This is a genomic window from Bombella sp. ESL0385, from assembly GCF_009725755.1.
Lineage (GTDB): Bacteria > Pseudomonadota > Alphaproteobacteria > Acetobacterales > Acetobacteraceae > Bombella > Bombella pollinis.
This window is the reverse complement of record NZ_WNIJ01000001.1, coordinates 1,217,311-1,237,982: the sequence shown is the minus strand read 5'-3', so window position 1 is coordinate 1,237,982 and position 20,672 is coordinate 1,217,311. Positions and strand designations below refer to the sequence as shown.

The following is a 20,672-nucleotide window of genomic DNA, read 5'->3' as shown; positions in this document are numbered from 1 at the left end:
TCAAGATAAATATGCCAAGCACGGGCGGGAATAGATGCACCTTTTGGCGCGGGCCGCGTCTTTTATATGGTGCTCTAGGGCTGCTTTGGCTGTTGCATCTTCTGCTCGCCATACGCATCCCGCTCGTACCGGATGAGGCCTATTATTGGCTATGGTCGCGCCATATGCAGTGGGGCTATCTGGATCACCCCTTTATGGTGGCCTTATGGGTGCGTGGGGGCACGGCTTTATGGGGTGATACAGCCTTTGGTGTGCGCTTTGTTGGGCTGGTCGGGTTCGGTGTGGCGAATCTTTTCATCTTTCTCACAGCACAGCAATTCTTCCCAGAGGAAAAATCAGCAGGGGGGCGGGCTATATGGCTCTTTAATGCTACGCTTATGGCGAGTATTGGGCTTATTCCCGCCACGCCAGATGCACCATTATGTCTTTTTCTATCCATGTCCCTATGGGCTTTGGCTCACGCGCTAAGGGTTGGGCAGCCACAAAGCCGCTGGGGGTGGTGGGTGCTGTGCGGTATATGCCTCGGCTTAGCGATGGATTCAAAATACACAGCGGTTTTATGGGGGCTTGGGCTTGCGGGATACATCCTCTTTAGCCAGCGCGGTTTGTGGCGTATGGCAGGCCCCTGGGTTGCGGGCTGTGCTGCCTGTGTGATGACAGTGCCGACTCTATATTGGAATCTGAAGCATCATTGGGCTGGGCTGTTAAAGCAGGGGGGGCGCACTATGCAATGGCACCCAGAGCGTGCAGGGCAGTTTCTGGGGGAGTTTTTTCTAGGGCAAGCGGCGTTGCTGACCCCGTGGGTAGCAGGGGTGTGCATGCTAGGGCTATGGCGGGCGCGTAGTCGGCAAAACGTGCTTTTATGGCTTGCTTTGCCGATGATGGCCGTCTTCTTATGTCATGCACTAGGAGATCGCGTTCAGGCAAATTGGGTGTGGGTATTATATCCCCCTCTTATTGTCGCAGGTGCCGGGTATGGAGGCCACATAAAGGGGGCTGTGCTGATGGGGATGGCAAGCTCGTTTTTAATCTATAGCCAAGCTCTGACGGGGTTTATGGCTCTGCCCGCCTCGATGAATCCTATCACACGCCTTAGTGCAGGATGGGGGCGATTAACAGCGGATATTATAGCTCAGGCGCAGCAGAAGACTATCTCAACTATTGCTGTGCGGGATTATGCCTTGGCCTCTATTTTAGCGTTTTACCACCCGCGCGGCCTTCAGATAATCGGGTTAGATTCGCGTTGGGCATATATTGAGCAACTCCCACGGATGAATGTGCAGCCTGTCCTTTTGATAGAAGATGCGCATTATGCTTTTGCCCAAACGAGGGGGGAGCAGATTACGCGGTATAGCGGCTCTCAACGTGTGCGGGCTTATCGTATTGAGCTAAAATCTAAGAGCACAGGCTGGCAGATTCGGTAAGAGTGCTTATGCGCTTATGAAAAAAGCCACCCGTAGCGGATGGCTTTCTCATTCGTAACAGTACGAGATGAGAGGATTAGAAGCCCTCACGCTCCAGACGCTTACGCTCCATCTTACGGGCGCGGCGTACAGCCTCGGCCACCTCACGAGCGCGCCGCTCAGACGGCTTCTCAAAATGGCGACGCAGCTTCATCTCACGGAAGACGCCTTCGCGCTGCATTTTCTTCTTAAGGGCTTTCAGAGCCTGATCTACATTATTATCACGAACGAGAACCTGCACGGTGTCGTCATCTCCTTTGGGGGTTCTGATCCTCCAGCATGTGTTATAACCACAGCACACTGAAAGGATGGGATCCGATTACAGTGCGTAAGGGCCTATCATACTCCAAAAGATGAGACAATAGTTTCTAGATAAGGAAAGAGGGGAGGAGCGATTATTTATGAATTATGGGCATAATCACATCATTAATAGTGGCAAAGGAGGGTATGATGCAGGATGAAGGGCGCGCGATGGTAGAGACGCATCTATATTTGCGTGAGGATTCCATCAGGCAGTCTTTTGAGGGCTTGCTAACGATGTGGCGGTGCCTGTCTTTGGCCTGTGAGGAGGGGTTAGCCCATCATGGGTTAGGCCCTGCACATCATAGGATTTTATTCATGCTAGGTAGTCATGAAGGCTTATTGCCCAGCACATTATGCGCAAAACTAGGCATTACAAAACAATCACTTGGCCGTGCTTTGGGGGAGTTGAAGGATAATGCTTTGGTAGAGCAGCGTGAGGATGGTGCTGATAAAAGACGCCGTCCCATTTTCTTAACAGCGAAGGGAAAGGATTTAGAGCGTGAGTTATTCGGGGCTATTCGGGCTGTTGTGATACAGGCTTATAAACAGGTTGATGGTAATGCAGTTGATGGATTTCGCCGTGTGCTACGGGCAGTCGAGGCTTTAAGCGTTTCGCATTAAAAAGGGCGTACCCATCATCAGGCACGCCCTAACATTATCCATAACGGTATGAGTCGCGTTATGGCATGGAGTTGCCAACGCCCCCATTGCCTGTGCCTTGGCCACTCATCGGGCCCATGCCATTGCCCATTCCGCCGAAGGTGTTGCCCATGCTGTTCATCGGGTTATAACGGCCAACATTGCCTAACAGCTCTTGAATAACGGAGATATGCGTCCCCGGTGTAGGGGTGACCCCGCCTGCCATATGAACATGAATGGCATCACGTTTATTCAGCACATTCATCTTCCGCAGGATGCCAGAATTATCGAAGTTGAGTACCAAGACTTGCTGCTTATCAATAACAGGATGTGCCAGTGGGACGAGGTCCTTCGTCATGGAGATGTAAATCCATGTGTTATCATTAAATGTCGCATGCGCCGTTGGGGAGCCGAGGATGCTTAGAGCATCATTCTGCGTGCTGGAATTAAGGACAAGCTGGTCATAATCCATCTTCTCCACCAAAGCTCCGCGTGGGATAGGCGGCGGGCTGATAGCCTCGCAACCGCTGAGCATGAGGAGCCCGACAGCCGCTAGACCTGCCATGGAGCAGGGGCGCGTTATTAGGGACCGGAACAGGCGAAAGCAACTTGTCGTAAGGGTAGTCATGGGAGGGCGAATTGTCCTGATAGCATGCGGGCAAGTTATATGGCTCTTTCCGGTGCCCTAGCGAGCGAGATATGTCAATCTTTTTTCATGCGTTTTCGTAGCATTTGTGCCATAGTTAAGGACTATAAATGCTTTCATTCGTGAGGTTACGATGCCCCCTAAAAACCCAGCCGAGCCTAGTGCAGTCGTACCGTTGGAGCGTATAACACCGGAGTTTTCACGCCGTATTCCTTTAGCAAAGCTTGGTCGCCCCTTAGAGGCGTGTGTGGAGGCTAATGCTGAGGAGCGCGAGGCCCTTAAACAGCGTTTTGGGTTAGTGTCGTTAAGCCAGCTAAAATGTGAGTTCCAGCTTCAACGGGGGCAAGATGGTATTGTATTAGCGGGTGGGCATCTTCATGCAAAGGCTGAGCAAGCCTGTATCATTACAGGCGAGCCGGTAGAGGAGGTGCTGAATGAAGTGTTCCAGCTTCGCTTTGTGCCAGAATTCGCTATGCCTGCTGATGATGAAATTGATATTGAAAGCTTGCTGCAAGAAGATGCGGATGATGTCCCTTATGATGGACGGATGATTGACCTTGGTGAAGCGGCAGCGGAGCAATTAGCTTTATGCCTAACGCCTTATCCACGCCGTGCTGGAGCAGGGCTGGAGAGCTTTGTGGATGTTACGCCCTCTGATGATGAGCTTGATGCAGGCTCTGGGGCAGAGAGAAAGACTCCTTTTGATATTTTGAAAAAAATGCAGGAAAAATAGAGCCAAGAGTGGCCTTTCTGTAACGATTCTGATAGAAAAACGTGCAGAGTAGTGATGTCGTAAGGCATTGATGGCTTGCAGGGAGGCTTTCTCTCTGCTAGAGCCCCACGCCTAAGCACCGTAGCTTATGGCGGTGGTGAGAGTAATTGAGATTTCTCTGGCTTGAGGCCGCGCTATGCGGTAGCAGGAGCCGGAATATAACCCAGTGAGAGGCAGAGACCCATGGCCGTCCCTAAGAGAAAAACGACACCGTCCCGTCGCGGTATGCGCCGTAGCCACCATGCGCTTCGTATTGAGGCTCATGCAGAATGTGCAAATTGCGGTGAAATGAAGCGTCCGCACCATGTATGCAGCCATTGCGGCCATTATGATGGGCGTGAGGTTGTTAATGCTGAAGGTCGTGCGCTGAAAGCTGTCCGCGCTTAATCATCCCTTTGTATAAAGGGGAAAAGCCCTGAGCATGGCTTAGGGCTGCGCCTGTCTTGCGTTTGTGCAAACAGGGAAGATGGAAGAACTTTCAGGGGGCTGCACTCATGACGGAGGCGTCTGTCGTCAGAGCTGAGGGCGAGGCTGATAAACGGATGGCGCAAGCTTCAGTTCCTTTTACCCTAGCTGTTGATGCTATGGGGGGGGATAACGCTCCCAAAATCGTCCTAGCAGGGCTGGAGACGGCACTTATCCATCATCCGAAGATTCGGATTCTTCTCATCGGTGATGAGGAGATTCTAAATCAATCACTTAAAAATTATCCTCGGTTGAGTGCTGCTTGCACGGTGCGCCATGCACCAGAGAGCATCCCTATGGATATGAAACCCACCGCGGCTCTGCGTGTGCGTGGGTCTTCTATGCGCGCTGCGATGGAAGCTGTTGCCGCGGGGGAAGCGCGCGGTGTTGTGTCTGCTGGTAATAGCGGGGCAATGCTCGCTTTAGCGAAGATTATCGTTAAGGCTTTACCGGGTATTTCCCGCCCAGCTATGGCGGCAGTTCAACCCTCTGCGCGTGGTGATGTTGTGATGTTGGACCTTGGTGCGAACATTGTGTGTGATGCTCGTAACCTTGTCGAGTTTGCGATTATGGGTGAGGCTTTCGCTCAAGCGACTCTGTCATTAAAAGCCCCGACTATTGGCTTGCTCAATGTTGGTTCAGAAGATCTAAAAGGTGATGAGCGGCTAAGGCAAGCAGCGGAAAGACTGCGTGATAGTGTGTTGGCCGATAGTTTTCATGGTTTTGTAGAGGGACATGATATTACCGCAGGCGTAACGGATGTTGTTGTGACCGATGGGTTTACGGGCAATGTTGCGCTAAAAACGGGGGAAGGGGCTTTAAAGCTGGCTCTAGGTCTCCTGCGGCATGTCTTCCAAACGAATTGGTTGACGAAGCTTGGCTATATGTTAGTGCGCCCCGGTTTGCGCCGCATGCGGGAGTGGATTGACCCTAGCCGATATAATGGTGCGGTGTTTGTCGGGTTGAATGGGATTGTTGTAAAATCTCATGGTGGTGCAGATGCAGAGGGATTTGCTTCTGCTGTGGATGTCGCGATTGATGCTGTTGAAAACACCCTCAATGATAAGATTCGTCATCGGTTGGAGCAGCTTGGGATGCTCGGCCAGCCCGTAGAGGCAAAAGAGCAGGAGTGAGACCTCCCATGGCGCAGAATCCTTCCTCTGAGAATAAGAGAGCTGGTAGTCGGTTAACAGGTGTTGGGGCGGCTCTTCCCAAGCGTGCTGTAAGTAACGATGAGCTTGCTGCACAGATTGATACGTCAGATGAATGGATTCGGACACGGACAGGTATTCGTCAGCGTTATCTCGTTTCTGGTGACGAGACAGCCGTTTCTCTAGCTCATAAAGCAGCGCAGAATGCGTTAGATTACGCAGGCAAAACAGCAGATGATGTGGATGCTGTTATCGTAGCGACTTCGACACCTGACCAAGTTTTTCCCTCTGTTGCGGTGCGTGTGCAGGCCGCTTTGGGGATGGAGCGTGGTTTTGGCTTTGATGTTAGTGCGGCCTGCTCGGGTTTTGTTTATGCGCTATCGGTAGCTGATTCTATGATTCGTGCTGGCCAAGTGGGGCGAGTCTTGGTCATCGGGGTTGAGGTTTTTTCACGCCTGCTGGACTGGGAAGATCGCTCCACATGCGTGTTATTTGGCGATGGTGCCGGGGCTGTGCTGCTAGAGTCAGGTGCTGGTGAGGGAGAGGGTATTTTATCAACTCATCTCCATGCGGACGGCCATTTGGGTGACCTCCTTTATGTGGATGGTGCGGTTGGTTGTGCGTCTGGCAAGGTTGCCTTGAAGATGCAAGGCCGTGAGGTTTTCCGTCATGCCGTGGTAAATCTGGCAGCAGCGGTGGATGAAGCTTTGGAGACAAACGGCTTAAAGGGGACGGACATCCAATGGATGGTCCCACATCAGGCTAATCTTCGAATCATTGAGGGGATGGCTAAGAAGCTTCATCTCCCTGCAGAGCGCGTTGTGGTCACGGTAGACCGCCATGCAAACACCTCTGCGGCCTCTATTCCACTTGCTTTGGATGAGGCAGTACGCGATGGGCGCATCAAACAAGGTGATCTTGTTTTGATGGAAGCTCTAGGCGGTGGTTTAACATGGGGTTCAGCCTTAATCCGTATGTGATATGCGGTTATTAACGGCTTTGCATTTTTTTCAGTGTGCTAAATGAGAAGCGCGTGATACGGTTTATCCATTATGGAGACCATTGCACGCGCCGATTTGGTAGATTTTCTTCAAGAGGAGCAGGGTTTTTCGCGTCAGCAGGCGACCTTGTTCTTGGAGGAAATGTTCGAGCTTTTCGTCCAAACGCTTGAGCGAGGCGAGCCGCTGAAGATTAGTGGGTTTGGGACATTCGCCGTACGGGATAAAGCCCCCCGGTTAGGCCGTAACCCGCTAACGGGGGAGGAAGCTGTTATCTCTGCGCGGCGTGTGCCCTTCTTTCGTCCTTCACGCTTATTACGAGAGAGTGTGAATAGCTCATCACCGATGCAGGATGTTCAGTTATGACAGCAACGCCATCACATCACCTCCATCAGGAAAGGTTACGCTCAGCTTTGAGTGTGGCGGAGGAGCTAGGCCTGCCTCTTTATCGTCTTCATTCGTGGGAGAGTTTATATCCCGTTTTTGCGACTCATCAAGGTGAGGATGGGCAGAGTTATTATGATGCTCATGCCGTTGAAGTTGTAAGGCATATTGCGCGCCTGCTTTATCAAGAGGGGGCCAAAAGCCACGAGATTATCTCTTGCTTGCGACAAGATGGGGTGATTAAGACGGAAAAACCTGCAGAATCGCAACGACTTCCCAAAGAAGACTCGTTTCAGAATCATGGTTTATCACGTCATGATGTGACTTCTTTGACAGAGAGATTGAAGCAGCTAGAGCAAGAAAATAAACAGCTTGGGGAGCAGTTGGAAGCGTTTGGACAGATTGCTCTCTCCCTCAAGACACTTGAGGATGAAAATGAGCTTCTAAGGCAAAAGCAAGAGGCCGCGCAGAGTCGCGATGAGTATGAGCGTCAGAGCTATGAAGCCTCTAAGCGTGCGTTGGAGGAAGATAACGCCGCCCTACATGATACGATAGAGCAGCTAAAGAGGGAGTTAGCTGGGCACAAAGCCCATATGCAGGTGCAAGAGAGTGAGCATACTGCCGCCCTTGTGGCTTTGCGTGAGGAGCTTGCGCGCAGTCGAGCAGAGTGTAAATCGTTACGCGATGCTGAGCAAAAAAGACAAACGACCCATGAGGCTGAGACTCGCGCGGGAGAAGAACGACAGACGTTGTTAGAAAATGAGCGGCATAGGTTGGTTCAAAAGTTTGAGCAGTCTGTCCTTCTCATGCAAACTTTAGAAGATGAGAATGTGCGGCTTAAACGCTCTCTGAAGGAAGGGGAGGCGATGCGGCAGGAGCAGGTACGGTTAACAGAGCGTGTTCAAGCCCTAGAGAGTGCTAATGCGACCTTAAAGGCAGAGCGATCCTCTTTGCAGCAAGCCTTATCTGCCCGGGATGAAGAACATCACGCTGTAGGGCAGAAACAGGCAGGGATTCAGCAGTTCCTACAAGAGTTACAGGGTGAGCTGTACCAGTTGAAACAGCTCATTACAGAGTAAAAAAAGTTAAAAAAGAGCCTCGCCCCATTGCAGGAATGGCGCGAGGCTGCTAGAGCTTCCTCACCGCAGGACGACGGGCAGTAGCGCAGTCTGGTAGCGCATCAGTCTGGGGGACTGGGGGTCGTGGGTTCGAATCCCGCCTGCCCGACCATCTCCTGCGGTTCATCTCCTCCTATGATAACGCACAACACGCAGTCCCGGGCCTTTATTGCTGGTCCAGAGGCTCCAGAGCATGTGCAGGCCTGCCATAATGGCCGGGCCAAGGAACAGGCCCATGAGATGCCATGTTTCCGCCCCCCCAAGGATGCCAAGCAGAACCCATAGGAAGGGTACTTTTGTACTACCGCCGATTAAGATAGGGCGGATGAAGTGGTCGGCAATAAAGAGAACAATCGCCCCAATAAGCCACACAATGACAGCGGCGAGCATGCTACCTTTAAAGGCGATGAGGAAGCATACACCCGTTACGGCAATCCACCCCAGTAGTGGCACCATGGCAGCAATGGCTGTGGCGAGGCCAAAGATGAGTGGCTGTGGGGCTCCGGCTATGATGTAACACACTCCAATGATGGCCCCTTCACCAAGCCCAACAAGGACAAGGCCGGAGACAGTGCCATGAATGGAGGAGATAATCTGCCGCGCTAATGTTTCCCCTTGCGCGCCGAAAAGCCGCTGTGAGCCGATGAGGCATTTGCGGATGATGCTCTCACTATCTTTGAGAAGGAAGAAAAGCGTAAGCAAAGAAAAGACAAATAAGATACCGCGATGGAGAATCTCAGAGCCAAATTGTTTACCAAACGCAACCCCGCGCCCCATTCTGAGGGAGTGGACAAGCTCGTTTAACGTATCGGGGTTATTGAGATGTTGCGCCCAGAAGGCTTTCACTTGCGCGGAGGCAATAGGAAGGCGGTCCACCCAATTTGGGGTAGGGATGCCTTGATGACGAATCTGATCGACCCACAACAAAGCTCCGCTGACCTCATCGGCGATTTTTAGGCTGATGAAGGAGACCGGTACCAAAAAGACCAAGGCTAGAATAGCGGTGAATGAGAGGGGAAGCCAAATGGAGGTCCCGAAGCGTTTGGTAGCCCGTTTATAAAGAGGCCATAACGCAATTGCAAAGATACAGCCCCATAGTAGGGCTGGCAGCATGTTTCTTAGCGTCCAAAGGGCAGCGATGATGAAGAAGAGCGCAAGAAAACTGCGTGCGCGCCGCTGTAATGTTTTGGAGGGCGCAGGCAGACGCAACTGGCGCGCTTCTTTAGGGAAGGGTTTTTGTGTGGGGGGAGGAGGTGTTTCGGTCATGTTGTTCCAAAAAATACTACAACGCTCTATGGCTATGAAGGAATGAGAAACTAAGCGGGCTTAGTCTGCCCGTGTAGAGCGCGTGTCAATAATAGACTATCCTGCTTATCGAACATCTCAAGGCGGAGGAAAAGGTCTAAGAGAACGAGATTGACGTTAAATTTAAAGTCATCACTTTCCCGCACGCGTTGAAAAACCTCCTGAATAGGGGTGAGATGAAAGGATTCGACCTCACCATCATTTGCATGAGGGATGAATGTTTCAGGTAAAGTGAGGTCATAGCAATAAAGCTTATCACGCCGGAGGCCCTCTGGGCGCGTCATAGCATAATGGAGTGTGCTGGCATGATGTGCTTGTTGGGCAATGTCAGCAGGGATAGCCGCTTCTTCTTCCGCTTCTTTAACAAGGGTCTCAAGAGGTGTAAGGCCACTGCTCATACCGCCAGCAACAAGATGGTCTAACTTGCTGGGGTCTAGGCGTTTATGGGGGCTACGATGGGCAACCCAGAGATATAAACCATCTGTTTTACGTACGAGGCCGTTCATATGGACGCCAGAGGCCTCCACACCAAAAACAGGAATAAGAGCGCGGTCAATTTGCCCGATGATGGTGCCTTCTGGTGTGCGTACATCAAACCATTCATTAAACGGTACAACACGCTCTTGCGCGATGAGGGCGGTGCTGATGTCACGCAGATGCTCCCCCGCGGGGAGGGTAATGGCGTTAGAGGTCACATGGAGCAAGGATGCACATGGACCACTGGTGAGCCAGTCTAGGGCGTTAGGGTCCACTAATCCTATTGTCATGCCTTGATATAAAAGTGGGATTCGCCCTGCGGGGAGTGTGACATTGTGGCAGCGTTTTATATGGCGGAGGAATGGTGCGGCGGCAGGGGATAGCATAAGTCCCTCTCAAGGCCTCGATAGAGGCTCGGATGCGTAAAAGATAGCCTGCTTAGGAAGGCGTGCTTGTAACAGCCATAACAGGGAACCACTGGCAGAAAAGGGCTATCTGTGTAAAAAAATTGTCATTCTTATTCAGCTCATTCCAATGCTAAAAGGGATAGGGGCTCATGGCATCCAGCACGACACAGCGTTTATCCCTGCGTGTTTTATGGCAAAAGGTGCGACCAGCAAGGCTGTATGGCTGGGTGATGCGCTTTGGTGTGTCCTGCCTTCTATTAGTGGTGGAAAGTGGCACAACAGTGGCCACGCCATGGCTTTTTAGCCGTATGGTTGGTCAGCTTTCAGGGCGTGATGTCGTAGCGGCAGCCATGATAGCCTTGCTTGCACAATATACGGTGCTGCGTGTCTTAGGGGCCGTAGCAGGGCCAGCACGTAGCGTGTTGATGATGCCGGTAAGGACGACCTTAAAAGAACGTATTAGCGTGTTGGGGGTGGAGCATATCCATCATCTTAGCGCACGCTTTCATCAAAGCCGGCAAACAGGGGCCTTAACGCGGATTATTGACCGAGGGGCGGACGCGGCAAGCATGATTGTGGATATGGCCCTCTCCAATCTATTGCCGAATATGCTGGGATTGGGGCTAACCTTTTTTGTCGTGTTGCGTGTGTTTAGTGGGGAGTACCTCGTTCTACTGTGCGGCACGCTCCTTTTATATAGCGCAATATCGTATCTCTTTACACGCTGGCGTATGCGGGCGCGGCGGGCGCGTAATGCGGCGAATAATATGGTGCATCGGCATATAGTGGATAGTCTGCTCAATGCCGATATTGTGCGTGCTTTTGGGAATATAGCCTATGAATGTGAGCGGCAAAAAGTCGTATGGCGGGGGTTAAATCGTGCCGAGAGCCATTTACAATGGCTTGTCGGGGGCTCCCAAGCTATCCGTAATTGCGTAATCGCCTTTGCTAGTGCGGCTTTATTGGGGCTGGCAGTGAGGGATATTTTAGCGCATCGTCTTGGTGTAGCGCAGTTTGTATTGATGGGCACTTATTTGCGGAGTGTCTATAGCGCGGTGGGGGCCTTAAATTATGTTGGGGCTGGCTGGCGTAATGCGCGTGTAGATATTGAATCCTATCTTGAGCTTCTTGCTTTAGAGCCAGAGATACGCTCGCCTGCACATCCTACGCCATTGCCCAAAGGGCCATCAGGTAGTGTGGGGATAGAAATGCGGCATGTCTGCTTTGGCTATGAGGCTGATAAGCTGCGTCTCAAGGATGTGAGTTTTAAGCTTCATGCGGGGCAGAGGGTAGCGATTGTGGGGCGGAGTGGCTCTGGTAAATCTACGTTAGCGAAATTGGTGAGCCGCCTTTATGACCCGCTTTCTGGTACTGTATTTATGAATGGCGTGCCCTTGCCAGAGCTTGCAGTGGATGTTGTGCGTGGTCACATCGGTGTGGTTGCACAGGAGACATCCCTTTTTAACGCCACGATTGCTGAGAACATTGCTTATGGGCGGATTGGGGCTAGTAGGGATGAGATTCAACGCGTGGCAGAAGCCGCTCAGCTTGGTCCCCTATTAGCGCAGTTGCCTGATGGGCTAGAGAGTATAGTGGGTGAACGTGGGATACGCCTCTCCGGCGGGGAGCGGCAACGCATTGCGATTGCTCGTGTGATTTTGCGCAATCCGCCCCTGCTTGTGTTGGATGAGGCCACCAGTGCGTTAGATACGCGCACCGAGCATGCTATTCAGCAAGAATTATTGAAGCTCTCTCAAGGGCGGGCAACACTTGTCATTGCCCATCGCCTCTCCACGATTCAAACGGCTGACCATATTCTTGTTATGGAGGCCGGGCGTGTGGTGGAGGAGGGAACGCATGAAGAATTGCTGAGAAAAGCGGGTATTTATGCAGGAATGTGGAGATTACAGGTAAGAGGGGGTTTCACTAAGGCTCATTCGGTTGTAGAGGGATAGCGGGCTGCTTCTGTCGGTAGAAAGGCAGGAAAGACTTGACGTATCGTCGTTAGTAAGTCATAAGCCCGCCTTATTTACGGAACACGCCGAGCCTCGTTGCTTGGCGTATCACAGTATCGAGGAAGTTCTATGTCTCGCCGTTGCCATGTCACGGGCAAAGGGGTACTGACGGGCAATAACGTCAGCCACGCCAATAACAAGTCCCGCCGTCGTTTCCTGCCGAATCTGCAGGAGGCCACCCTTCTTTCCGATATTCTTGGGGCCCCTGTGCGTATGCGCCTCTCTGCCAAGGGCATCCGCACGGTTGAGCATAATGGCGGGCTGGATTCCTTCCTGCTCGGCACGCCAAACCGTAAGCTAACGCCAGAAGCTCTGGTGATTAAGCGGCGTATCCTGCGCGTTCAGGAGCGTAAGACGGCACAGTCCGCAGCCTGATAAGGGTTTGATGGTTCCTCTGGGGTGGCTCTGCTGGAGGACGATTTATGATATTCATACAGGGCTTATGAGGGTGCCCCGGTATTAAGCCGAGGCACCTTTCCTTGATTTTGGAGGTTTCCCGTGACCGACGATAGCGTCCAGGGTGCGAAGTCCGCTCTCTCAAAGATTCGTAACATCGGTATTACCGCACATATTGATGCCGGTAAGACGACCACAACAGAGCGTATGCTCTACTACACCGGTATGTCTCATCGTATCGGTGAAGTGCATGACGGGAACACCACAACTGACTATATGGAGCAGGAGCGTGAGCGCGGTATTACCATTACCTCCGCTGCTGTGACGTGTGAGTGGAATGACCACCGCATCAACATCATCGACACTCCCGGCCATATCGATTTTAACATCGAGGTGAACCGCTCCCTGCGCGTGCTGGATGGTGCGATTTTCGTGATCGAGGGTGTGGCTGGTGTGCAGCCGCAATCTGAGACCAATTGGCGTTTGGCAGACCGCTATAACGTGCCGCGTATTATCTTCATCAATAAGCTGGACCGCACCGGGGCTGACTTCGACTACGCTTTCAGCACATTGAAGGAAAAGCTGGACATCGTGGCGATTCCCCTTCAGCTACCGATTGGCTCTGAGGAGAATATGGTCGGTGTTGTGGACCTCGTGGAGATGCGCGCCATCGTATGGGAAGGTGGCGAGCTTGGGGCGAAGTTCCATTACGAAGAGATTCCAGCCGATATGAAGGAACGTGCTGAGGAAGCACGCCAGAACCTTCTCGACACAGCTTTGAGTATCGATACCGCTGCGATGGAAGAATATTTCGATAAAGGTGAGGTGGATGTCGCCACACTGAAGCGTTGTATCAAAAAAGGTACAATCGCTGGTGAGTTCCGCCCTGTCCTGTGCGGTACTGCCTTTAAGAATAAGGGTGTGCAGCCTCTTCTTGATGCCGTGATTGATTACCTTCCTGCTCCTGATGAGGTTGAGGGTATCCGTATTGCTCCGCCGGAAGATAAGGAAGTTGATGAGAGCTTCTTGCCGATCATCCCGGTTGACCCAGAGGGTAAGTTTGCTGGTCTGGCCTTTAAGATTATCTCCGATAAATATGGCACATTGACCTTCGTGCGTGTCTATCGTGGTGTGTTGAATACGGGTGATACCGTGCTGAACACCACCAAGGGCACCAAGGAGCGTGTGGGCCGCATGTTCCAAATGCACGCTGATAAGCGTCAGGAAGTAAAGTCTGTTGGAGCTGGTGATATTGCTGCCTTCGTGGGGCTGAAGGACACTGTAACAGGTGATACTTTGGCTGATGCTGCTGACCCTGTCATTTTGGAGCGTATGCAGTTCCCGGTTCCGGTGATTGATATTTCTGTCGAGCCAAAGACCAAAGACGCTGTTGAGAAGATGACGCTGGCTCTCCAAAAGCTGACAGCTGAGGATCCATCCTTGCATCTGCGTACAGACCAAGAGACAGGCCAGACCATCCTCTCCGGTATGGGTGAGCTGCATCTGGACATCATCGTGGACCGTTTGCGCCGTGAATATGGCGTGGATGCCAATATCGGTGCTCCGCAGGTGGCTTATCGTGAGACCATTACACAGTCCCACACCGAGACATACACGCATAAGAAGCAGTCCGGTGGGTCTGGTCAGTTCGCTGAGGTGAAGATCACCTTCGAGCCGCTGACAGAGAAGGGCGCAGAAGAGATTCTCTTCGAGAATAAGATTGTTGGTGGTGCCGTGCCGAAGGAATATATTCCTGCGGTGGAAAAAGGTATCCGTATGCAGGCCAGCACGGGTGTTCTAGCAGGCTTCGAGACTGTGGGCTTTCAGTTCACGCTGGAAGACGGTAAGTACCATGATGTTGACTCTTCCGCTCTGGCCTTTGAGATCGCCGCTAAGGCGTGCTTCCGTGAGGGGATGAAGAAGGCTGGTCCGGTCATTCTGGAGCCTATCATGGATGTGGAGATCACCACACCAAACGATCATGTTGGTGACGTTGTGGGTGACCTTAACCGCCGCCGTGGTATCATTCAGAATCAGGAGACCTCTGGCTCCACTGTTCTGATTCGCTCTCAGGTACCGCTGAAGGAAATGTTCGGTTACATTTCTCATCTGCGGTCTGCAACAAAGGGCCGTGCGTCCTTTACAATGCAGTTCCATCATTATGAAGCTGTGCCGCGCAACGTGCAGGATGAGATTATCGCAGAGCGTACCTAAGACGCTTTGCAGGTAAGTCTTGCTTAGGGGAGGCCCTCCGTCAGTCATCTGGCGGAGGGTTTTCTTTTTGGGCTTGACCTTATCCCTAAGAATGATGTTATCCTCGTTATACGGTGATGGATTACCACCGGGCCGATAGGCCGAACCGCCACCCGCGAGGGAAAGGCTGATGATTCCTACCAATGGACCCCCTTATGAATTAAGGATAAGGGGCATGGTGTAGGAGTCTGATATGGTATCTTTTAAAGAAATTATAGCCTTTATGCTGCGCTTGGGCCGTTGGTTCTGCCTTTTAGTGCCGCTTGCCCTGTTTGTAGGGAGCTTCTGCGCTCTGTTCCTGTGGATGTTGGAATGGGTAACGCATTATCGCTTTACCCATCCGAACATTCTATATGGGCTGCCTTTGGCGGGTGTTGCTGTAGCGTTATCCTATTATTGGTGGGGTGGCCGTGCTGGCGGGGGCAATAACCTCATTCTTGATGAGATTAACAAGCCCGGTGAAGGCGTGCCGTTGCGTATGGCTCCCCTTGTGTTCATTGGGACGGTGGTGAGCCATTTATTCGGGGCATCTGTCGGGCGGGAAGGTACAGCGGTGCAGATGGGCGGAAGCCTTGCCAGTAATTTTGCGCGACTCTTCTGCCTTGATGAAAGAGAGACGCGTATCCTCCTCATGGCTGGTATGGCCTCCGGTCTAGGGGCAGTTTATGGCACACCGATTACCGGGGCGGTGTTTGGGCTGGAGGTCGTCACGCTTGGGGCGTTGGATTATTCAGCACTTTTGCCCGTTGCAGTAACGTCCATCATAGCGGATTGGACATGCCATCAATGGGGGATTCATCACGCGAGTTATATCGTTAGTTTTAAAGGGTTTGCAGCACAAGGTCAGCCTGCTTTCCATGTGGATGCGTTGTTATGGGCTAAAGTGGCACTTGCAGCGGTAGCCTTTGGGTTTGCGAGTAAGGCGTTCTCCGAGGGGGTGTATAGGCTTGCCCCGCTTATTAAAAAACTTTGCCCTCACACATGGTTGCAGCCAGCTATTGGCGGTGTCGCAACGATTGCACTGGTCTGGCTTTTAGGGACGCGGGATTATTTGGGCTTGGGCGTTACAGCACCGGAGCTTGGCGGGGCGTCCATTGTCAATTTCTTCGGCTCAACACATTATGCGTGGAGTTGGTTATTAAAGCTGCTCTTTACCGTCATTGCTTTGGCAACAGGCTATAAAGGAGGGGAGGTTACGCCGCTCTTCTTCATAGGGGCTGGGTTAGGCAATGCCCTCGCACCATTTTTAGGTGTGCCGGGGGATTTGCTCGCCGGTGTAGGCATGGTGGCTGTCTTTGGGGGCGCAGTAAATGCCCCATTAGCTTGTACCATTATGGGGGTCGAGCTTTTTGGGGGTACGAACATCGTTTATTACGCAACGGGTTGTTTTATTGCGTATTTATGCTCCGGCCATACGGGGATTTATCTCTCCCAACGGGTTGGTATCCCCAAGATTTGGCGGGCTGATTTCCAACCCGGTATCTTGTTAAAACGTGCCAGAAACGGTGTGTGGCGGGAGGAGGACTAACCGCTCGCGCGCGCTGCTTTTTTGCTTGATGGTCCCTTCCAAGAGGGAAGGGACCATTATAAGCGTGTTAGCCAAAGCAATGGTTTGCATGCATGATGGCGATGCCAACCTCACGAAGGAGGTCAAACGCCTCTTGCAGCGGTTGGAAGATCTCCCGATGTTCGCGTGCAAAGCCTTGGGCTTCTCCCGCCCCGCCGGGCTCACCGAAGTCGAGGTCGGCAATGCTGGGGGCAGAGATGGGGAAAAGATCATCCAAGAGGCGCAAGGCCCGTGGGACATCGAGGCAGAGAATCAAGGTGGTGATGGCCTCACGCGTGAGGCCGCCACGTGGGCCGAAATAGGGGATCTGGGTGCCTAATGTCCAAATCCGTTCCATCAAAGCGAAACGGATGACATGGAGGAGCTTTTCTTCAACCTCCATGCGGGGTGTTTCTGGCCAGGCGGAACGGAGAGCAATATCCTCCCGTTGAATCCGGCGGAAAAGGGCGGGCACACTCTTCCAGAATTCTAGCTCCTCCAAGTCGCGCGCGATGCTGAGGAAGTGCATACGGTCATCGGCATTATCGCACTCTGTTGCGCGGTTGAGCCATGTGCCGGGGTCAAGCTGATGGATGGTCGCACGCAGGACATCCAGGTCCGAATGTTTAAGGGCTTGGATTGCGAAATCCATAAGCTGGCGAAAACGGGGAGATTTATGCCGTAATTGCTCAAATTGCTCGCTATGACGTCGTGCTGCGCCCCCAAGGCCATGTAGCACATTGGCCCACCAGCCAAGTTGTTGGAGGATGGCGTTATTAGGGATAGCGCGAATTTGGCTTGGGTGCGTAATACGCGTCACCCGCGCTGTATCAGATTGACGAGCAGAAGGGCGGGAGCCTGTTTTATCCACCAAAGCGGGACCAAAAGCACTCAGGAGGGCTGTATAGCCGGGATCATCCACCAAATCCCCCATCTTTAGGGCGATGGTGGAGAAGAAATCCATCGCAAAATCAGGCTTGCTAAAGAGGGGGTCTTTTAAAGCAATAGGGTTGATTGGCTCATGTTGAGCAGCGACAAACTCCGCTAATGTGGCGATGGTAGAGGCAGCAAGCTTAGCCGTGCCGAAGGGAAGATACCCATCCCCCCCTTGGAAGGCCGTTTCCACCCGGCTGGTGATACCGGCCTTTTTTAACGCTTGGCGGGTATTAGCGGGGGAGAAATAATCCAACCGCTCTTTAAGGCTGAAAGGATGTGCCCCACGGCCAATGCTCTCACCATGTGTGTCGAACATAGTGAGGGCGATGTCATCCAGCCCGTGTTCTTTCATAAGCTCTAAGGTGCGTAACCGTAGCCGCTCGACCATTGGCCCTGCTGCGAGCTGGCCGACATACCGGCCGGAATCGGAATAACCAAATTGCAGCGAGAGCCGCCCATTAACACGGAGATAAGCCCGCCAATGGGGAGAGCGGAAGGCTTCCTCAAGAATCTCTGCCCCATTTTCGAGAGCTGTTTCAGTCTCAAAGAGGGGAGAGATTTCGATTTGCTCATCCCGAATCCCAAAGAGGCGCGCTAACCACAAAGTCGCAAGCAGCGTATAGCCGCTCTCCGTTTCTGCAATGAGGAAGCGAATGGGCGAGCCGGAATCAATATGTTTGAGGATCTGTGCCATCACCATCATCAAACGCGAGGCGGCACTTGGTTCAACCAACAAGGCCCCGAAATCAATCGCGAGGGGTTTGAGGTTATCCATCGCGGCATCAATATGGGAGAGTAAAGCCCGGCGATGGAAGGGGAGTGTTGGATCGTCCGTCAACCCTAAACGCGTGCGTGCGACATTATAAATCTGCGCAGCATTGAGGCGGGTATGGATATGGGAGATACCAAGACCGTGATTGAGAAAGCCAGCCCGGATGACATCAAGCTCTTGAGCCGTTGCGTCATCTAGCTTGGCACGCTCTGCTTGGAAGAGCGGGAGCAAATCTTCCGCATGAAGCAAGGCCGTCTCGCGCAATGAGATGAGCTTGTGTGAGAATTGAACAATCTCTTCTGGCGTTAAGCTTTTCCCCGGGATGGAGCGTGGGCAGGCATCGCGTTGCTGCACAGTGGCCATAAGGGCCGCAAGAACGCGCTCCCCGAGAGGGGAATCGTGCAGTCCAATCTTTTTCAGCCCCTCTAAGAGGCGTTCTAGCTGGGCGATTTTAAGGCCGAGGCGGATGCGGATTGTATCCCACCAGCCAATATCATTACGTCCATCAGTATCAAATCCTACCCAGCTTGCGAGTTTGATAGGGGCGGGATTTAGGTTCTTGACCTCTGGCCAACGCTGACGTGCTGCTTGGAAGATGTTTTGGGCGAGGACATCCAATGCATCGCGTCCGCGCGTGATGGCGGCAAGGGCGAGGGCCTGTTCCTCATCCAATGTGGGAGGGGCAGCACGGCGATGAGTCGGTAGGATGGGGAGAGGATGGGCCGGGTCCTCCGCACATTGGGCGAGAAGGTCGTACACATCATTGGCTAAAGCAAAGGTGGGATGGGCTGTAAAAACGGCAGAAAAACCCGTTATAGCGAGGTCATCCGGCGTTTTTGCATGGGCTACAAGCTGCTCTGCTACATGGCGTAACCGTTCGGTAGGGGATGCCTCCGCCCCGTTTTGCTCTAAGCCGATATAACGGCGCAGGGCGGCAGCGCGTGTTGTGAAGTTGCGGTCCCGTAATAGACGGATCGCCTGTTTGATTGTCTCATTCTCTTCCGGAGCACTTATTTTTTCCGCTAATGTAATAATGAGGCTGGAGAGGTCATGCGGCTTATGTGTAAGCGTAGCCGCGTAGGATTTAATCAGTTCGGCAGGCGATGCGTCAGTTGGGGAGGCGCAATCTGGCATGAGGAACAGTCTCGCTTGTGTTCATTTGTGGTTATTAGGTAGGGAAGGCTCACTTCCCCTTCTAACGTGATTGTTCCTGTATAGGCGGAATCGTGCTAGAGAGCCAAGCATTGATAAAAACTGTTGCGTACTTACTTTAAGGAGCGAGGATAAGCCCCTCCGTTTTAATAAGCGTGGGTTTTATCGAGGCTTTAGGAGGGGGTGACCGTTATCATGTCCGTTCCACAGCGGAAAAATCGGGTCTCTCTGAGTGCGACATTGTTGCTGGCAGGAGCCTCCGGCGTGGCAATTATTAGCCGGTTGAGCCTATGGCAACATCTATATGGCACACCATTATGGTTGGACATGCTCCAAGCTGGTAGCCAAGCTGGTGTGGTTGGTGGGGTTGCTGATTGGTTTGCCGTGACGGCCTTATTTCGCCATCCTCTAGGGCTGCCTATCCCGCATACGGCTATCCTTCCGCAACGCAAAGCACAGCTTGGGAGTGCTTTGGGGCGGTTTATGGTGGAGCATTTTCTCACAAAAGTGGAGGTGATTCGCCTATTAGAGCAAGTTGATCTCCCTGTTTTGTTAGCGCGCTTTTTGCAAAAGTCAGAGATCGAGAATCAAATCCTAAGATATTTACGCAACCTGACCCCAGCGATTTTAGAGCGTATTGGCGATGGGCGCGGTAGTTCGTTTTTGGTGACGTTATTTCCCACACTCTTAAAGCGTGAAGATGTCACAGCTCTAGTGTTGCGAGGCTTTAAAGCGTTAGTGGATGAGGAGATACATCAGGAGGTGTTCTCCTTCTTTCTCGCTCAGTTGAAGGAGTTTGTTACAACGCGCGAGGAGGATTTACGAGGTTTTGTAGAAAAACGGGTGAAGGAGCAAGGTGGACGGCTGATTGGCTGGGCTATGGGAACATCTATTGCAACACAAGTGCTTACAGCATTACGGGCCGAGTTGGGACGTGTGGACCCCATGGATTCCGATTTAAGACATGGCTTTACCCGGTGGGTACGAACAAAGATTCAGGAGTTAGAGGACGACCCACAAAGTGCGCATGATGTGATGGAGAGCATTACGGCCTTTTTTGCCCATGAAAGTGTCAAGGAATGGAGTGGGAGCTTATGGCAGCGTTTGCGGATGATGGTCGAGGATGATAGCGCGCGTGATGATGGGCTAAGCATGCAGGCATTACGCACGATTTATCAGCAATTTATTGAGAGCTTAACGCATGGGACGGTTTTGTCTAATCGGATGAACCAAGCAGTTCAGCAAGCAGTAATAAAGGCTCTGCCTGCTACGCAGCATTATGCCGCAGGGATGATAGAGCGCGTGATGGGAGAATGGAGTGCAGAGAGCCTTTCGGCACGGTTAGAGGCCGGTATTGGGCGTGACCTCGCTTATATTCGTGTGAATGGCACCGTGGTGGGTTTTGTGGTAGGAGCTTTGTTAGAAGCTTTGTTGGTTTGGCTTGTACCATAGCCTAAAAAACCCAAGATAAAGC

18 protein-coding genes, 1 tRNA gene and 1 riboswitch are annotated in these 20,672 nt (G+C 52.3%); of the genes, 14 read left to right on the top strand and 5 right to left on the bottom strand.

Going from position 1 to position 20,672, the window contains the following annotated elements; all coding sequences use genetic code 11:
• Positions 1 to 11: 11 nt before the first annotated feature.
• Positions 12 to 1,424: a glycosyltransferase family 39 protein gene (locus tag GM557_RS05730; RefSeq protein ID WP_155573319.1), complete on the top strand. Its 1,413-nt coding sequence runs from the start codon at positions 12 to 14 to the stop codon at positions 1,422 to 1,424.
• Positions 1,425 to 1,500: 76 nt separating this feature from the next.
• Here GM557_RS05730 and rpsU read toward each other — a convergent pair whose 3' ends face one another.
• The gene (rpsU, locus tag GM557_RS05725; protein ID WP_026294133.1) at positions 1,501 to 1,704 is read right to left on the bottom strand and encodes a 30S ribosomal protein S21; all 204 of its coding nucleotides are present in this window, start codon (positions 1,702 to 1,704) and stop codon (positions 1,501 to 1,503) included.
• Between the two features lie 206 nt (positions 1,705 to 1,910).
• Between rpsU and GM557_RS05720 the strand changes: the two genes are divergently transcribed.
• The gene (locus GM557_RS05720) at positions 1,911 to 2,387 is read left to right on the top strand and encodes a MarR family winged helix-turn-helix transcriptional regulator (protein ID WP_155573318.1); all 477 of its coding nucleotides are present in this window, start codon (positions 1,911 to 1,913) and stop codon (positions 2,385 to 2,387) included.
• 58 nt (positions 2,388 to 2,445) lie between these two features.
• Here the strand turns inward: GM557_RS05720 and GM557_RS05715 are convergent, their stop codons facing one another.
• On the bottom strand, positions 2,446 to 2,970 hold the full coding sequence (locus tag GM557_RS05715) for an outer membrane protein assembly factor BamE (RefSeq protein WP_230873286.1): 525 nt from the start codon (positions 2,968 to 2,970) through the stop codon (positions 2,446 to 2,448).
• Between the two features lie 214 nt (positions 2,971 to 3,184).
• Here GM557_RS05715 and GM557_RS05710 point away from each other — a divergent pair, with 214 nt between their 5' ends.
• The 7 genes from GM557_RS05710 (at position 3,185) to GM557_RS05680 (ending at position 8,051) form a co-directional block, all read left to right on the top strand.
• Entirely contained in the window at positions 3,185 to 3,784 is a 600-nt protein-coding gene (locus tag GM557_RS05710) for a DUF177 domain-containing protein (RefSeq protein ID WP_155573316.1), read from the top strand.
• Positions 3,785 to 4,006: 222 nt separating this feature from the next.
• A complete protein-coding gene (rpmF, locus tag GM557_RS05705) occupies positions 4,007 to 4,210 on the top strand; it encodes a 50S ribosomal protein L32 (RefSeq protein ID WP_099027164.1) in 204 nt (67 codons plus the stop codon).
• Positions 4,211 to 4,317: 107 nt separating this feature from the next.
• Positions 4,318 to 5,421 (top strand): phosphate acyltransferase PlsX, encoded by a 1,104-nt coding sequence (gene plsX, locus GM557_RS05700; protein ID WP_155573315.1) that lies wholly within the window; start codon positions 4,318 to 4,320, stop codon positions 5,419 to 5,421.
• A gap of 8 nt (positions 5,422 to 5,429) precedes the next feature.
• The gene (locus GM557_RS05695) at positions 5,430 to 6,419 is read left to right on the top strand and encodes a beta-ketoacyl-ACP synthase III (protein ID WP_155573314.1); all 990 of its coding nucleotides are present in this window, start codon (positions 5,430 to 5,432) and stop codon (positions 6,417 to 6,419) included.
• 72 nt (positions 6,420 to 6,491) lie between these two features.
• Positions 6,492 to 6,803, top strand: a complete 312-nt coding sequence (locus GM557_RS05690; protein ID WP_155573313.1) for an integration host factor subunit alpha — start codon at positions 6,492 to 6,494, stop codon at positions 6,801 to 6,803.
• Positions 6,800 to 7,900, top strand: coding sequence for a MerR family transcriptional regulator (locus GM557_RS05685; RefSeq protein WP_155573312.1), 1,101 nt, complete (start codon positions 6,800 to 6,802; stop codon positions 7,898 to 7,900). The genes GM557_RS05690 and GM557_RS05685 overlap by 4 nt, the downstream gene beginning before the upstream one ends.
• Positions 7,901 to 7,974: 74 nt before the next feature.
• Positions 7,975 to 8,051, top strand: a tRNA-Pro gene (locus tag GM557_RS05680).
• Between the two features lie 11 nt (positions 8,052 to 8,062).
• On the opposite strand, the gene GM557_RS05675 is transcribed toward GM557_RS05680, so the two are convergent.
• Both GM557_RS05675 and GM557_RS05670 read right to left on the bottom strand, forming a co-directional pair.
• Entirely contained in the window at positions 8,063 to 9,205 is a 1,143-nt protein-coding gene (locus tag GM557_RS05675; RefSeq protein WP_099027159.1) for an AI-2E family transporter, read from the bottom strand.
• A gap of 50 nt (positions 9,206 to 9,255) precedes the next feature.
• Positions 9,256 to 10,107, bottom strand: coding sequence for an NUDIX domain-containing protein (locus GM557_RS05670; RefSeq protein ID WP_230880604.1), 852 nt, complete (start codon positions 10,105 to 10,107; stop codon positions 9,256 to 9,258).
• A gap of 170 nt (positions 10,108 to 10,277) precedes the next feature.
• On the opposite strand from GM557_RS05670, the gene GM557_RS05665 reads away from it, so the two are divergent.
• From GM557_RS05665 to GM557_RS05650, 4 genes are all read left to right on the top strand, one after another.
• A complete protein-coding gene (locus GM557_RS05665; protein ID WP_155573311.1) occupies positions 10,278 to 12,083 on the top strand; it encodes an ABC transporter ATP-binding protein in 1,806 nt (601 codons plus the stop codon).
• A 129-nt stretch (positions 12,084 to 12,212) separates the two neighbouring features.
• Positions 12,213 to 12,518: a 50S ribosomal protein L28 gene (rpmB, locus tag GM557_RS05660; protein WP_099027157.1), complete on the top strand. Its 306-nt coding sequence runs from the start codon at positions 12,213 to 12,215 to the stop codon at positions 12,516 to 12,518.
• A gap of 123 nt (positions 12,519 to 12,641) precedes the next feature.
• A complete protein-coding gene (gene fusA / locus GM557_RS05655) occupies positions 12,642 to 14,753 on the top strand; it encodes an elongation factor G (protein WP_370513437.1) in 2,112 nt (703 codons plus the stop codon).
• Positions 14,754 to 14,856: 103 nt separating this feature from the next.
• A riboswitch (Fluoride riboswitch) is annotated at positions 14,857 to 14,939 on the top strand.
• A gap of 46 nt (positions 14,940 to 14,985) precedes the next feature.
• Positions 14,986 to 16,320, top strand: coding sequence for a voltage-gated chloride channel family protein (locus tag GM557_RS05650; protein WP_155573310.1), 1,335 nt, complete (start codon positions 14,986 to 14,988; stop codon positions 16,318 to 16,320).
• Positions 16,321 to 16,387: 67 nt separating this feature from the next.
• Here GM557_RS05650 and GM557_RS05645 read toward each other — a convergent pair whose 3' ends face one another.
• A complete protein-coding gene (locus GM557_RS05645; protein ID WP_155573309.1) occupies positions 16,388 to 19,180 on the bottom strand; it encodes a phosphoenolpyruvate carboxylase in 2,793 nt (930 codons plus the stop codon).
• Between the two features lie 213 nt (positions 19,181 to 19,393).
• Here GM557_RS05645 and GM557_RS05640 point away from each other — a divergent pair, with 213 nt between their 5' ends.
• The gene (locus GM557_RS05640) at positions 19,394 to 20,650 is read left to right on the top strand and encodes a DUF445 domain-containing protein (protein ID WP_155573308.1); all 1,257 of its coding nucleotides are present in this window, start codon (positions 19,394 to 19,396) and stop codon (positions 20,648 to 20,650) included.
• Positions 20,651 to 20,672: the final 22 nt, after the last annotated feature.